This window comes from Nostoc sp., from assembly GCF_041747015.1.
In the GTDB taxonomy this organism is placed as follows: Bacteria; Cyanobacteriota; Cyanobacteriia; order Cyanobacteriales; family Nostocaceae; genus Nostoc.
The window spans coordinates 21,427-35,673 of the sequence record NZ_JBGTFY010000188.1 but is presented as its reverse complement, the minus strand read 5'-3'; the positions used below and the strand labels follow the sequence as shown (position 1 = coordinate 35,673).

Sequence of the window (14,247 nt, the reverse complement as noted above, 5' to 3'; positions counted from 1 at the left end):
TTATTTTTTCTTTCTCTGCCCCTCTGCCCCCTACTCCCTATTCCCCACTCCCTCGTCTCCAGCATGATAGGAACTGCGAACCAGAGGCGCAGAACGGACGTGGTTGAATCCCATTTCCCATGCTAATCTGCCGAGTTGATCAAATTCCTCTGGAGTCCAATATTTTTGGACTGGCAGATGTTCTAGAGAAGGACGCATATACTGCCCAATAGTCAAGCGATCGCACCCCACAGCCCTGAGATCAGCCATTGCTTCAATTACTTCCTCAATGGTTTCTCCGTGTCCCAGCATCAAACCTGATTTGGTGGGAATTGTCGAATCGATTTGTTTGACTACAGCCAGTACTGAGAGCGAGCGAGCGTACTTGGCTCCCCGGCGCACTGGCCCAGTTAACCGTCGCACTGTCTCGATATTGTGATTGAAACAAGCTGGTTTGGCTTTTACAATCATGGCTATCCGCTGGCGTTGACCTGATTCTCCCACACCAGCACCACCCCAAAAATCTGGGGTCAGCACTTCAATTTGAGTCTCTGGGTTCAATTGGCGAATAGTGGCGATCGTCTTCACAAAATGCGCTGCGCCCTGATCTGGCAAGTCATCACGGGCTACAGAAGTCAGCACCACATAACGCAATCCCAAAAGCTGCACTGCCTCAGCTACTTTTTGGGGTTCCTCTAAATCCAGAGGCATTGGTACATGACCTTTATCTACTTGACAGAAGGCACAAGAGCGTGTGCAGGTAGGCCCCATTAGGAGGAAAGTTGCAGTTTTTTGGGCATAGCACTCTCCCCGGTTGGGACAGCGGCCTTCTTCGCAAATTGTGTGAATTTGGCGCTGCTTAATAATGCGTTGTACGGTAGAGATTTCGCTGGCTTTGCCAATAGAGCGACGTAACCAGCTAGGCATTGCCCTAATTTCAGACTGTAGTTCAGCCTGTTGTGACGAAATTATAGACATATAAGCAAGATGCGGATATAGAGTAATGGTCTGTCAATTAACAAATGATCGATAAGAATAGACGTAGGAAGCGAGAGACGCAGCGACGCTTTTAATGAAGTCACCATGTCTCTGTGTCCCTTATGCCCTAGATCAAGGCTAAAGCTTTAAATATCACCATTACACAAATTGAAAAGAGCGCCAGCAAAAGTTTTGCAAAACACCTCTAACAATGTCATTTATACCGAAATATACTATCCCCCAATTAATAGAAATTTTGTATATAGTGGGAGAATTCTCAAGGACAATCGGCAAAGTCGGTATTTACACTTAAAGTTTCTGTTAGAGAAAACCAGTCGTGGCAAGCAACAAAATTTTAGTTATCGATGACACTACAGTTGTCAGGGTAAAAGTACGGGAAATGTTGCCTCCGGGCAATTTTGAGGTACTAGAAGCAAAAGACGGTGTGGAAGGACTAAATTTCATCCTTCAGGAAAAACTCAGCCTGATTATGCTGGATTTCCTGTTGCCTAAAATGAGTGGCTGGGAAGTTTTCCAGCAAGTTCAAGCCCACCCAGAGTTAAGGAAAATTCCTTTGGTGATCATGTCTGGTCGCAAGGAAGAGGTAACTGAGAAAATCACAGAACCATTTGAACATTTTGAATTTCTGGGCAAGCCTTTTGATCAGAAGCAACTAATTAGCGCAATTAAGTTAGCTATGACCAAGGCGAAATTACCACGCCCAGAGCTAGTCTCAGTCGGAGCGGTTGCTGTCAAAAATGGCACAGTTGCAACTTCTAGTGTCGCCAATGGTACGATGCCTACGGCGGCAAGCAACGCAGTCCCTAGTGCTGCAAATACTGCGATGCCTACGGCGGCAAGCAACGCAACCCCTATTGCCGCCAACGCTGCTGCTGCGATGCCTACGGCGGCAAGCAACGCGACCCTTATTGCCGCAGGAGCGTCCGACGCAGAAATTAATGCGTTGAATGAGAAAATGGTCAAAATGCAAGTAGAAATTGATGCTTTGAAGAAACAGCTAACTCAGGTTGTGACTTTTATTAAACAAAAAATCAAGTAGCATTTGTACTCGTTATTCTTATCGCAGCCGAAAATACCCCGTCTCTAATAACGGGGATTCGGTTAAAAGCGGTTAAAAATATCTAGTTCAAAAACATTTATGTTTACAAATCATCGTTGACAACAAAATTCAAAAACAGGAAAGACTAGCGATAATCTGCGCTTTTATAATTTTTGAATTTTAAATTTCCCGTTTGCGTAGCGTCTAGGCAGGAGAAGGGTTCAACTCAGTTGGTAGTCTAGCAAAGCAGCCCAATACCCACTAAACCTGCCGCCGTGTGCTCTGAAGCTAAGGACAACGGCAGGCTTTTATTATTTGGTCTATACTAAATACAAAATCTGTGTCTAAGCGTGATAGCTAGTCTACAGATTGACAGCAGCATATAAGTTGTCAATTTGATTTTAAGTTAAGAGATATCGAAAAACGCCTGCCTGCTTGTTAGCAAACAGGCGTGTCTTTTAGCACAAAGTTTTATCGAGATTCGGGTTATTAAATCTTAGCAGTAGAATCAACTGAGGGTTGAGACTGACTTACCGAATCTAACTTTGGCAAAAGCAGTAGATTTTGTGCTTTTACATTACTGTTGAGTGTTGCTTGCAAAATTTGGGTATTGGAGATGGAATTATTAGCCAATGTAAACAGGGGATTTGACAAAATCCCTGCTATGGTAGTGGCTATTAATGTTACCAACAACCCGACCTGCAAAGGTCTTAGCCCAGGCAAATCCCAACGTACTTCTGGATAATTCTTCACCGCGTCGGACATTTCATGGGGTTCTTTAACTACCATCATCTTGACTACGCGAATGTAGTAGTAGATGGAGACAACACTAGTAACTAAGCCTAGCAAGACTAACCAATAAAGTCCTGCTTGCCAACCAGCCCAGAATAAGTAAATCTTGCCGAAAAACCCAGCGAATGGTGGAATACCGCCTAAAGAAAGTAGGGAGATACTCAACCCCAATGTTAGGAGTGGGTCTTTTTGATATAAGCCAGAGTATTCAGCAATCTGATCGGTTCCTGTGCGTAGTGAGAACAGAATGATGCAGGTAAAGCCGCACAGGTTCATGAACAGGTAAACCATCAGGTAAAATATCATACTGGCATACCCTGCCTGTGTACCAGCAATCAAGCCAATCATCACAAACCCAGCTTGGGCAATGGATGAATAAGCTAGCATTCGTTTCATGCTGGTTTGGGCTAGGGCGACTACGTTACCCAAGATCATACTGAGAACCGCCAGAGCAGTGAAAACAAACCTCCATTCGTCAGCAACTAGGGGGAAGGCTGTTGTCAACAAGCGGATGGCTAGGGCAAACCCAGCTGCTTTGGAACCGACAGATAAAAAGGCGATTACTGGGGTGGGAGCGCCTTCGTAAACGTCTGGTGTCCACTGGTGAAAGGGTGCAGCTGAGATTTTGAAGCCAATACCTGCGATCGCAAAAACCAAGGCAATGACCAAACCTAAAGATTGACCGACTTTCGCTGTGGCAATGCCATTAGCGATCGCACTTAGTTCTGTTTGTCCTCCAGATAGTCCATACAGCAGTGATACACCGTACAAAAAGATTGCTGTACTGGAAGCTCCAATTAACAGGTATTTCAACGCCGCTTCATTGGAGCGGGGGTCACGCTTGGTATAACCTGCCAACAAGTAAGAGGAAATACTCAGGGTTTCTAGGGAGATGAAAATCATCACCAATTCACTAGCCCCGGATAAAAACATCCCTCCTAAAGTAGCACTCAGCAAAATAGCGATGAATTCGGCTAAAGGGGTGCCACTCTGCTCAACGTAGCGAATTGACATCAATATAGTGGCGATCGCAGACAAGGCAATAATACCGCGAAAGATGATACTGAGGTCGTCACCGTTAAAGCTACCGGTAAAAGCGATGGGATTAGGAGAGTCCCATTGAAAATATAGAGCGAGAATGGAAGCAAATAAACCTGCGATCGCTAGATATCCAATCCAGCGTGCGGATGTACGCCCCAAGATCAAATCAACTATCAAAACCCCCAAGAGGGTGAGAATAACAATCCCCTCTGGTAAAATCGTTCCAGCGTTCAACTGGGATGCAATATTAGCAAAATCCATGAGATGTATAGGTTTTGGCGATTAGACATTAAGGCTAACTCTGTTCACTCTAGCAAGTTTTCTAATTAAGAAACTAGCTCTTTTAACAAGAGCTTAACAGCTTGGGTGCAGATGGCGATCGCACTTATCTTCAGCTAGCATCAAGTTCTGCAAGCCAATGGTGTCCGGGGTGACACACTTCTTCAGAATTTTTCAGTATTAAACATTGAGTCAATGCACCCTCCCATCCCCAATCAACTAACCTAGAAATAACGCTCTTAAATACTGGATAAAATCATGGCTCAAGAAGTTCTAATCAATGATGATTACTATGTGCCAGATGCCAACCAGCTAATCACTGAAGATGATACACCTGTGGACAATTTTGCCTCTGCCAAAGAACAAACACCTGTAGATAATTTTGCATCTTTCAAACAACAACGTCTTTTAGTGAGTTCTCTACAAAGCCAGACTTTTTTAGCTGAGGCTAATGTGGGTATTTACTATACAGACCTTCAGCCCCCCATTGTACCGGATGTCTTTCTCAGCTTAGATGTCCAAGTGCCTAAAAATTGTTATCTGGTTTGGCATTTTGGCAAACCTCCAGAAGTCGTCCTCGAAATTGTCTCTAATAAAGAAGGTACAGATGACGACACTTTACAAACATACTGTCCATTCTCGTCAGCTTCCACATTAATCTCACGAACTTGTACAAATTATAAACTTATTTATCCGATACCAAACCTTCTCTAATAAATCAGGATCATCGGCATCAAACCATTCTATTTGTGGATATGCGCGAAACCAAGTACGTTGTCGCTTGGCAAATTGCCGTGTATGCAAAATCGTTAATTCTTCCGCTTTATTTAAGGAAATATCCCCAGCCAAATATTGCTTGATTTCTTGATATCCCAAAGTATTTAACAAAGACAAATCAGTGCCGTATTTTTGACAAAGATATTCTACCTCAGCAACCATTCCATCTGCGATCATTTGCTCAGTTCGCTGTTTAATCCGAGCGTCCAACTTTTCAACATCGCAATCCAAACCAATTTGCAAAATCGGATAATTCGGTGGATTCTCCCCTTGCTGTTCCGAAATTGGATGACCAGTGACATAATATACCTCTAAAGCTCGTAAAGTTCGCACTGAGTCATTGGCATGGATCTTTTGTGCGGCAACTGGATCAACTTGTTGTAACATAGCGTAGAGTTGATGTTGTCCAAGAAATTCAAGCTGCGATCGCAATTCTGTTTGCGGTGCAACTCTAGGGATTTTCATGCCTTGGACAATAGAACGGATGTATAAACCAGTGCCACCGACTAGCAACAGTGGCGTAACACCAAGAGAAGCAATTAGTGCTTGTGCTTGCTGCTGGTAGTCTGCTACTGTCATCGTGTCTGTCGGAGCGCAGATATCTATTAAGTAGTGCAGCACCAATTTTTGTTCAGCTACACTTGGTTTTGCAGTACCAATATCAAACTCACGGTAAACTTGACGAGAATCAGCACTGAGAATTACAGAAACCAACCGCATCGCCAAAGCCAAAGCCAAACCCGATTTACCTGTTGCCGTCGCCCCACAAATTACAATCAATTTAGTCATTAGTCATTTGTCATTAGGCATTTGTCATTAGGCATTAGTCATTAGTCATTAGTCATTTGTCATTAGGCATTAGGCATTAGGCATTTGTCATTTGTCCCCCCCTGCCTCCTTGAATAGTACTGCAACCCCAGTATAAACTTCTCTTGAAAATGCCCTACAGACGCCAGCAAGGCTTTTGTGTTACAATTTTGGAGTGTTTTTACTTTTGTTTGCCTTTCGGCGACTTCAACCCCACGCATCAGGAGAGTTTACATGACGAGCAGTTACAGTGCCGATCAGATTCAAGTTCTGGAAGGTCTGGAAGCCGTCCGCAAACGACCAGGAATGTACATCGGTACCACTGGGCCGCGAGGACTCCACCATTTAGTTTACGAGGTGGTGGACAATTCAATTGATGAGGCTTTAGCGGGTTATTGCACTCATATAGAGGTGGATATCAACGCTGATGGTTCCGTGACTGTAACAGATGATGGTCGCGGTATTCCCGTCGATACTCACTCGCGTACCGGGAAATCGGCTTTGGAAACCGTGATGACGGTACTACACGCTGGTGGTAAGTTTGGCGGCGGTGGTTACAAAGTTTCTGGAGGATTACACGGGGTTGGTATTTCGGTTGTTAATGCCCTGTCTGATATGGTGGAAGTTACAGTTTGGCGAGATAAAAAGGTTCATATTCAGCGCTATGAACGGGGTATCCCAGTTACTGAATTAGAAACCAAACCTTACAAAGAAGCTAGAACCGGAACTTCTGTTACTTTTAAACCAGATACCCAAATATTCACTGTTAGCATTGAGTTTGATTACATCACTTTATCCGGTCGCCTACGGGAGTTGGCGTATTTGAATGCTGGTGTCAAAATTACCTTTACCGACCACCGTCTAGAACTACTAAAAAGCGATACACCTAAGGTAGAATCTTACGATTATAAGGGCGGCATTAAAGAATATATTGCCTACATGAACCGTGAGAAGCAACCGCTGCATGAAGAAGTTATCTATGTGCAGGGGGAACGCAATAACGTCCAAGTGGAAGTTTCTTTGCAGTGGTGTACTGATGCTTACACGGATAATGTGCTAGGTTTTGCTAACAATATTCGTACCGTTGATGGTGGTACGCACTTAGAAGGGTTGAAGGCGGTTCTGACTCGGACACTAAATACGATCGCTCGCAAGCGCAATAAAATTAAAGAGAATGAGCCTAACCTCAGTGGCGAACACGTCCGCGAAGGGCTAACTGCGGTTATTTCCGTTAAAGTTCCAGATCCAGAATTTGAAGGACAAACCAAAACTAAACTTGGTAACACCGAAGTTCGGGGAATTGTCGATTCTCTCGTTGGGGAAGTCCTCACCGAGTACTTAGAATTTCATCCCGCCATAGCAGACTCAATTTTAGATAAAGCTATCCAAGCTTTCAAAGCCGCAGAAGCAGCCCGTCACGCACGGGAATTAGTTCGACGCAAATCGGTACTAGAATCTTCACCATTACCTGGTAAATTAGCCGATTGTAGTTCTCGTGACCCCAGCGAATCTGAGATATTCATCGTGGAAGGGGACTCAGCCGGCGGAAGTGCCAAACAAGGACGCGATCGCCGCACTCAAGCAATCTTACCTCTACGTGGTAAAATTCTCAACATTGAAAAAACCGACGATGCTAAAATCTATAAAAATAACGAAGTTCAATCGTTAATTGCAGCCCTCGGTTTAGGTGTCAAAGGAGATGAATTCGATTCTACCCAGCTGCGCTATCACCGGATAGTCATCATGACTGACGCTGACGTAGATGGGGCGCACATCAGGACTTTGTTGTTAACATTCTTCTATCGATATCAGCGAGCGCTGATCGAACAGGGCTTTATTTATATTGCTTGTCCGCCACTGTTTAAAGTAGAACGGGGACGTAATCATGAGTACTGCTATAGCGATCGCGAAAAAAATCAAGCGATCGCCAAATTTCCTGCTAACGCCAACTATACCATCCAACGCTTCAAAGGTTTGGGTGAAATGATGCCGCAACAACTCTGGGACACCACCATGAACCCAGAAAGTCGTAAAATGAAGCAAGTCGAAATTGAGGATGCTGCCGAAGCTGATCGCATCTTCACAATTTTAATGGGCGATCGCGTCGCACCCAGACGAGAGTTTATCGAAACTTATGGTTCTAAACTTAACTTCACGGATCTAGATATTTAATACTCTAATAATTTGTGAAGTAGGTAATGGGTAATGAGTGAAAACTTATTACCCATTAGTTTTTTAATAGTTTCTACATCCTACTAATGCATCCCAATAGAAAATCAGTATTAAAATTTATGGATACTTTTTATACTACAAACTATGTCGTTAGATAAGTGACTAGACTATAAAAGTCTTTAACTATTGTTAATAATTCCCTATTTAACTTAACAATAAATTAAAAAGTTAGGTTGGCTTAACACTCAATACGGTTCGGTTAAGCTCAAAAAATAAAAATATTGTAGGTTGGGTTGAGGAACGAAACCCAACCTACAATATTTTTAACCGAACCGTATTGGCTTAACATTTATATGGTATGAGGCACTACATAACTACAAAAATTCTAAATTTCTCAGTGAATAGATACTCATTTAATTTGCTTATTGTCAAGATTTTCAAAAAAATCAATGTTCGAGTGTTAATAATACCAATTTTGTTGGAATGTTGTTGAGATAATACTCGTTGCTCTGACTTGCTGATTAATTTCGCCCACCAGCTAGAAACGCATTAGTTATGCTCATCAACCATAACTAATTATTATCTATCAAGCAGCAGTTAATCAGTATGTTGAGGATTTCTAATTATTAGATGACAAAAACTTACCGAACTAGAAGTATTAGATTAACCTTTTATATACGTAAGTAAGCTTTGTAAGCAAGTTATAATACAATCTTCTGATTTCTTTTTGTTCGAGGTGATAGTTACTGGAAGCACACACCATCTGGCTAAAAACTTGTTAATATCTTCATGTAGTGCCGTGGCGATCGCTATTGTGTCTTATGTATCTAATGTACTTTTACCCTAAATAGACCAATATTGATCAGATGGCAGGGCAATTGTTTTTGAATTGATTAAAATATCATTGTGTACAATAAGAAGAGTTTGTCAAGTTTCATAGGGCTGAAATCGCCGCAGTGCGCTAACGTGTGAATAAGACTGAATTAGTTCAACCTAAATTGATCTACATCAGCTCGATTCTGCCACACCCTCAACTCCTCAGTTAAGGTAATTAGTACGCAGAAGGTTAACTGCCTTAAGGAAAACACTACTAGCCTTGTTGTATTTACCCAAAGTCAAGAGCCGCTTTGATCTAAAGAATGCGTAATTTATGAAGGAAATGTAAAAATGGGCAGATTAAGACTTGTTGTCTGACTTAACATACGATGCACTTTTTCTAAGTAATTAATGTTGTGTAAAATACATGAAGTTGGGCATGAGCAAGTGTACTTACTTTTTAATGTCAAAAGAGTACCACTACAATTGCGAAAAGTGAAGAAAAATTTCCGGGTATAACTACCGTTTTTAATATCTTTTTGATAAAGGTGGCCAACACTTGCTTAATGAGTTCATGATCAATACACAAAAAAAGTGCAATTTCTGTGAAACAGGCTACAATCGGAAGAGTCTTTGTAGGAAAATCTGCCAACAGTCTGAATTCGTTTGTATGGGATGGCAAATTTTTTAATAAAGGCGAGTCTTTTTTTTGACCAGTTAGTTAAGAGCAGTGTGTGATAGCAGCGCACATAAAATTTACTAAGGTGATCAAGTTACTTTTAGTAATTGCTTAAACTAAAGTAAAAAAACCTCCGACTGGAGGTGCAAAACGTCCGAAAATATTGCTGGCAATCTGCCAACTTCGCTTATTTTCGGTTGAGAACTAGCTCGTTTAAAAGAGCAGTGAACACATCTTGGGTAATTGATTCTGCAAGGAGCATGAGGAACGCGGCATGAACCAGGCTAACAACGTACTCGAAAGCATATATCAGCCTGAACTAGAAATAATGAATCAGCCTGAGCTCGAGTTAGAAGAACTCTTAATAGACGAAGAAGAGGACTTGCTGATCGTCGATGAAGGCGAAGATGAATTTTTAGAGCCTCAGACTGATGAGGACGACGCAAAGTCTGGAAAAGCCGCGAAATCGCGTCGTCGGACACAAAGCAAGAAAAAGCACTACACCGAAGATTCGATTCGGCTTTACTTGCAAGAAATCGGTAGAATTCGTCTGGGGCGGGCAGACGAAGAAATTGAATTGGCTCGAAAAATAGCTGATTTGCTGGAATTAGAGCGGGTGCGGGAAAGACTCTCAGAACAGTTAGATCGCGATCCTCGTGATAGTGAATGGGCAGAAGCCGTGCAACTACCACTACCAGCTTTTCGTTATCGCCTTCATGTTGGCCGTAGGGCGAAAGACAAGATGGTGCAATCTAACTTGCGTCTTGTGGTTTCAATTGCCAAAAAGTACATGAATCGTGGTTTGTCGTTCCAAGACTTAATTCAGGAAGGCAGTCTCGGTTTGATTCGTGCCGCTGAAAAGTTTGACCACGAAAAAGGTTATAAGTTTTCTACTTATGCTACATGGTGGATTCGTCAAGCAATTACCCGCGCGATCGCAGATCAATCCCGCACTATTCGTCTTCCAGTTCACCTTTACGAAACCATCTCTCGGATTAAGAAGACTACCAAACTTCTCTCCCAAGAAATGGGTCGCAAACCCACTGAAGAAGAAATCGCTACTCGTATGGAAATGACCATCGAGAAGTTGCGGTTTATTGCTAAATCTGCCCAGTTACCAATTTCATTAGAAACGCCTATTGGGAAAGAAGAAGATTCTCGGTTAGGCGATTTTATTGAATCCGATGGTGAAACACCAGAAGACCAAGTTTCCAAAAATCTGCTGCGCGAAGACCTCGAAAAAGTTCTCGACAGCCTCAGTCCCCGTGAACGGGATGTACTCAGACTGCGTTACGGCTTGGATGACGGTCGGATGAAAACACTTGAGGAAATCGGACAGATTTTTAACGTCACCCGCGAACGGATTCGTCAAATTGAGGCCAAGGCACTCCGCAAGTTACGCCACCCAAATCGTAATAGTGTTCTCAAGGAATATATTCGCTAGTCATTGGTCATTGGTCATTAGTCATTAGTAAATAAACAAAGGACAAAGGACAACTGACTAATGACAAAACAATAAAAAACCTGGTAGTGAATTAGCACTCCAGGTTTTTTTATTTATAGGTCATCTTGGATATTAAAACTTATAGGATGCCCCAAAAATGTAGGAAGCCTTGACCAGAGAAAAACTCAACCAAAATGGCTGCTGAAAAGCCGATCATTGCCAAGCGACCGTTCCAAATTTCTGCTTGTGGGGTAAAGCCCCAACGCCAAGCATTGCGATCTTCCATTACGGGAGTAGTAACTTTTGTTGTGGTTGCATTTGTCATGATTGGCACTCCAAACTGTTTTGCGAAGCTTTATTGCTCTATGTAAACTAATATAACAAATATTTTCATAAATGCAACATAAATGCAACGTTTTTTATACTTTTGTTTCGATAACTTGACATAAATAGCAATAACTATTTGTACAGATTAAAACATCAGCCTTCAGTTAGATTTACTAATGTCGCAGCATCACGTAAAAGTTCGAGACGCAGTGGGAGCAGCGGCTCAAACTCCTACAAGTTGGCTTGTCGCCAATTGAATATCACCTTGATTAAGTTCGCACTTCGGCGACGGTGATAATTTTTTCATCGCGGTTGAGTTGGAGAACGCTTTCACCTTTGACATCCTTGCCCAAGATCGGCACTATTTCCACAGGTATCCGCACTACCCGGTCTTTGTTCGTTACTAAAGCTACTTCACCAGAGGCGTTGGCGTAGCCCGCCGTACCACTTCGTGGAAGCAAGCTACGCGTAGCGTCTCCAAGAGTTGGCATCACCATGACCATACCAGCTAAGTTGTCAGTTTTGCTGGCAAATTTCAGGGCTTGCGTGCCTAAATCGCCGCGATTAGCCGCTCTTAACTGACTCGCAGGCATCCGCTTGGCATATCCTTCTTGAGTAATTAGCAGCAGTTGATCATCTTTACCGACAGTGACACAGCCAACCATTTGCTGATTTTTCAATAACCGAAATGCTTGTAAACCCATCGCTGTGCGACCCATGACGGGTAATTGTTCATCATTGACTGCAAAGCGCAACAATCTTCCACCTGAACTAGCTAAAATCAGATGCTCCCCTGTACTAGTGAACTGGGTAAATGACAATTCATCATCGTCCTTAAGCTTCAAAATCGTGATTCCGCGCCGAGTCAGGTTGGTAAATTCTTCTAAAGACAAACGTTTAATTCGTCCCTGTTTTGTCAGAAGAACCATCTGGGTAGTTTCGAGATTTTCCGGCAGCAAAAAGCGTCTGACCACATCTTCTTGAGCGCCTTGAGCAGTACTACTGAGCATGGTAATTAATGGTTTTCCCCGTGGAGAACGCCCAGTAGTTGGAGGAATTTCTCCCACATTTACAGGGTAGACTTTACCACCACTGGTTAGTACCAGCAACTCTTTGTCTGTGTCGGTCAACACACTTTGAATAATAAAGTCATTCTCATGCAGACCATTTTCAGCTTTCGACTTTTTCCCAGATGGCTGGGTACGACGCACATAACCACGTTGGGTAAACTCTAGAACCGCTGACTCTGCTGGCTGTTCTAATTTGGGATTTTCCTGATCATCCTCTACTCCTTGTCTCTTTGTCCCCTTGTCCTCTTGGATCTTTGTGTCGCTGCTGATGGTTGCTAACTTGGTACGCCGAGGATCGCTGTACTTGCGCTTGAACGATCGCAAGTCTTTTTTCAGCGCCTTGAGTAATTCGCGGCGATCGCTTAGTAAACTTTGTAATAAGTCAATTTGTTCACTTAGTTGCTCAAATTCTTGCTGCAAGTTCTGCTGTTCTAAACTGGTGAGGCGGCGCAATGGCATGGCCAGAATTGCATCTCCTTGCACCTCGCTCAAATCCAGTTGGCTACAAAGATTTATCTTTGCCGTACTTCCATCGGGAGCTTGCCGCAAAATTGCAATTACCTCATCCAAATTCGACAGTGCTTTCAGCAAACCTTCTACCAAATGCACCCGACTTTGGGCTTTTCCCAACTCGTAATTGTAGCGACGGTTGAGCGTCTCTTCTCGAAAACTTAAAAACTCCTGCAACAGTTGACGCAAACTTAACTGGCGGGGTTGTCCATCAACTATCGCTAGGAGAATTGCCCCAAAAGTCATTTGTAAAGCAGTTTGGTGATATAAATGCTGGAGAACTTCTTGGGGATTGATATCGCGTTTGAGTTCAATTACCACCCGCATTCCATCGCGATCGCTCTCATCCCGAAGATCAGAAATTCCTTGCAAGCGTCCTTGATTCACTAAGTCCGCGACTTTCTCAATCCAGCCTGCTTTATTCACTTGATAAGGCAATTCTATGATGATAATTGCCGTCCGTCGTTTACTTCCCCTGGCGGCTGGAATTTCCTCTAGGACGGCAACTCCCCGCAGCAGAATCCCGCCCTTACCTGTAGTATATGCCTCCCGAATTCCCACCTCACCAACTATTTCTCCACCAGTGGGAAAGTCTGGCGCTGGAATTAGCTCGAATAATTTTTCATCTGACAAATCTGGATTGTCGATCAAAGCAATTAAGCCATCGATAATTTCCCCCAAATTGTGCGGTGGAATATTTGTCGCCATCCCTACGGCAATTCCAGAACAGCCATTGAGCAATAGGAATGGCAATTGAGCAGGTAGCACCGTTGGTTCTTGCTGGGAATTATCGAAGTTACCGACAAATTCCACAGTTTCTTCACCAATTTCTGTCAGCATTCCCTCATGGCTGATGGGCGCGAGGCGCGTTTCTGTGTAGCGCATCGCTGCTGGCGGGTCATTATCGACGCTACCAAAGTTACCATGTCCTGCTAGTAAAGGATAACGGCTAGAAAAATCCTGCACCAGCCTGACTAAGGCATCGTAAACTGATTGGTCGCCGTGAGGATGGTATTTACCCAACACATCACCCACTACCCGGGCACATTTCCGATAGGGTCTATCTGGTACTAAACCGAGTTCGTGCATTGCATACAGAATGCGTCGGTGCACTGGTTTTAAGCCATCACGCACGTCTGGTAGCGCTCGCCCGACAATCACGCTCATGGCATATTCTAGATAAGACCGTTGCATCTCAGTGTGCAGGGCTGTTGTAATTACCTGTCCCTTTGAGAGAAGGTTTAACTGTTTTGCCATGAGTTTTTTCCCTGAAATTTAATTACACAAAGTCCGATACAACTCAACACCGCAGCAACCACAGCATAACGGATGAAATTGGATTCCTAACAAAATCTTGATAGTCACAGAATAAAAAGCAGTAGTATCATCCTTGATGACGAAGATGTACATTAACTACTAAAAAGGATGCAGACGACTATAATCTACATAAACTTAGTAGCAATGATATTTACCATGATTGCATTTCTTAATTTTGAATTCTTGAATTCTTGAATCT

Annotated in this window: 8 protein-coding genes and 1 pseudogene; 4 read left to right on the top strand and 5 right to left on the bottom strand. The window is 43.1% G+C overall.

Annotated elements, in window-relative coordinates:
- Positions 1 to 30: 30 nt before the first annotated feature.
- On the bottom strand, positions 31 to 951 hold the full coding sequence (gene lipA / locus ACEW80_RS15870) for a lipoyl synthase (RefSeq protein ID WP_373527562.1): 921 nt from the start codon (positions 949 to 951) through the stop codon (positions 31 to 33).
- 343 nt (positions 952 to 1,294) lie between these two features.
- On the opposite strand from lipA, the gene ACEW80_RS15865 reads away from it, so the two are divergent.
- Positions 1,295 to 2,017, top strand: coding sequence for a PleD family two-component system response regulator (locus ACEW80_RS15865; RefSeq protein WP_373527517.1), 723 nt, complete (start codon positions 1,295 to 1,297; stop codon positions 2,015 to 2,017).
- A 489-nt stretch (positions 2,018 to 2,506) separates the two neighbouring features.
- On the opposite strand, the gene ACEW80_RS15860 is transcribed toward ACEW80_RS15865, so the two are convergent.
- The gene (locus tag ACEW80_RS15860; protein ID WP_373527516.1) at positions 2,507 to 4,111 is read right to left on the bottom strand and encodes an NAD(P)H-quinone oxidoreductase subunit N; all 1,605 of its coding nucleotides are present in this window, start codon (positions 4,109 to 4,111) and stop codon (positions 2,507 to 2,509) included.
- Positions 4,112 to 4,387: 276 nt separating this feature from the next.
- Here ACEW80_RS15860 and ACEW80_RS15855 point away from each other — a divergent pair.
- Positions 4,388 to 4,738, top strand: a pseudogene (locus tag ACEW80_RS15855) (hypothetical protein); the annotation flags it as partial.
- A gap of 51 nt (positions 4,739 to 4,789) precedes the next feature.
- On the opposite strand, the gene miaA reads toward ACEW80_RS15855, so the two are convergent.
- Positions 4,790 to 5,695 carry a tRNA (adenosine(37)-N6)-dimethylallyltransferase MiaA gene (gene miaA, locus ACEW80_RS15850; protein ID WP_373527515.1) on the bottom strand — a complete coding sequence of 302 codons (906 nt, stop codon included), beginning with the start codon at positions 5,693 to 5,695 and terminating at the stop codon, positions 4,790 to 4,792.
- A 252-nt stretch (positions 5,696 to 5,947) separates the two neighbouring features.
- On the opposite strand from miaA, the gene gyrB reads away from it, so the two are divergent.
- The gene (gene gyrB, locus ACEW80_RS15845; RefSeq protein ID WP_373527514.1) at positions 5,948 to 7,885 is read left to right on the top strand and encodes a DNA topoisomerase (ATP-hydrolyzing) subunit B; all 1,938 of its coding nucleotides are present in this window, start codon (positions 5,948 to 5,950) and stop codon (positions 7,883 to 7,885) included.
- Positions 7,886 to 9,654: 1,769 nt separating this feature from the next.
- Positions 9,655 to 10,824, top strand: coding sequence for an RNA polymerase sigma factor RpoD (gene rpoD, locus ACEW80_RS15840; RefSeq protein WP_373527513.1), 1,170 nt, complete (start codon positions 9,655 to 9,657; stop codon positions 10,822 to 10,824).
- A 139-nt stretch (positions 10,825 to 10,963) separates the two neighbouring features.
- Here rpoD and ACEW80_RS15835 read toward each other — a convergent pair whose 3' ends face one another.
- Both ACEW80_RS15835 and gyrA read right to left on the bottom strand, forming a co-directional pair.
- Positions 10,964 to 11,149: a chlorophyll a/b-binding protein gene (locus ACEW80_RS15835; RefSeq protein WP_373527512.1), complete on the bottom strand. Its 186-nt coding sequence runs from the start codon at positions 11,147 to 11,149 to the stop codon at positions 10,964 to 10,966.
- Positions 11,150 to 11,420: 271 nt separating this feature from the next.
- On the bottom strand, positions 11,421 to 13,988 hold the full coding sequence (gene gyrA, locus ACEW80_RS15830; protein ID WP_373527511.1) for a DNA topoisomerase (ATP-hydrolyzing) subunit A: 2,568 nt from the start codon (positions 13,986 to 13,988) through the stop codon (positions 11,421 to 11,423).
- Between the last annotated feature and the right edge of the window lie 259 nt (positions 13,989 to 14,247).

Excerpts from the sequence above, each read along its gene's own strand:
- ACEW80_RS15860 (WP_373527516.1), bottom strand. The coding sequence starts at position 4,111 with ATGGATTTTGCTAATATTGCATCCCAGTTGAACGCTGGAACGATTTTA.
- miaA (WP_373527515.1), bottom strand. The coding sequence starts at position 5,695 with ATGACTAAATTGATTGTAATTTGTGGGGCGACGGCAACAGGTAAATCG.
- gyrB (WP_373527514.1), top strand. The coding sequence starts at position 5,948 with ATGACGAGCAGTTACAGTGCCGATCAGATTCAAGTTCTGGAAGGTCTG.
- rpoD (WP_373527513.1), top strand. The coding sequence starts at position 9,655 with ATGAACCAGGCTAACAACGTACTCGAAAGCATATATCAGCCTGAACTA.
- ACEW80_RS15835 (WP_373527512.1), bottom strand. The coding sequence starts at position 11,149 with ATGACAAATGCAACCACAACAAAAGTTACTACTCCCGTAATGGAAGAT.
- gyrA (WP_373527511.1), bottom strand. The coding sequence starts at position 13,988 with ATGGCAAAACAGTTAAACCTTCTCTCAAAGGGACAGGTAATTACAACA.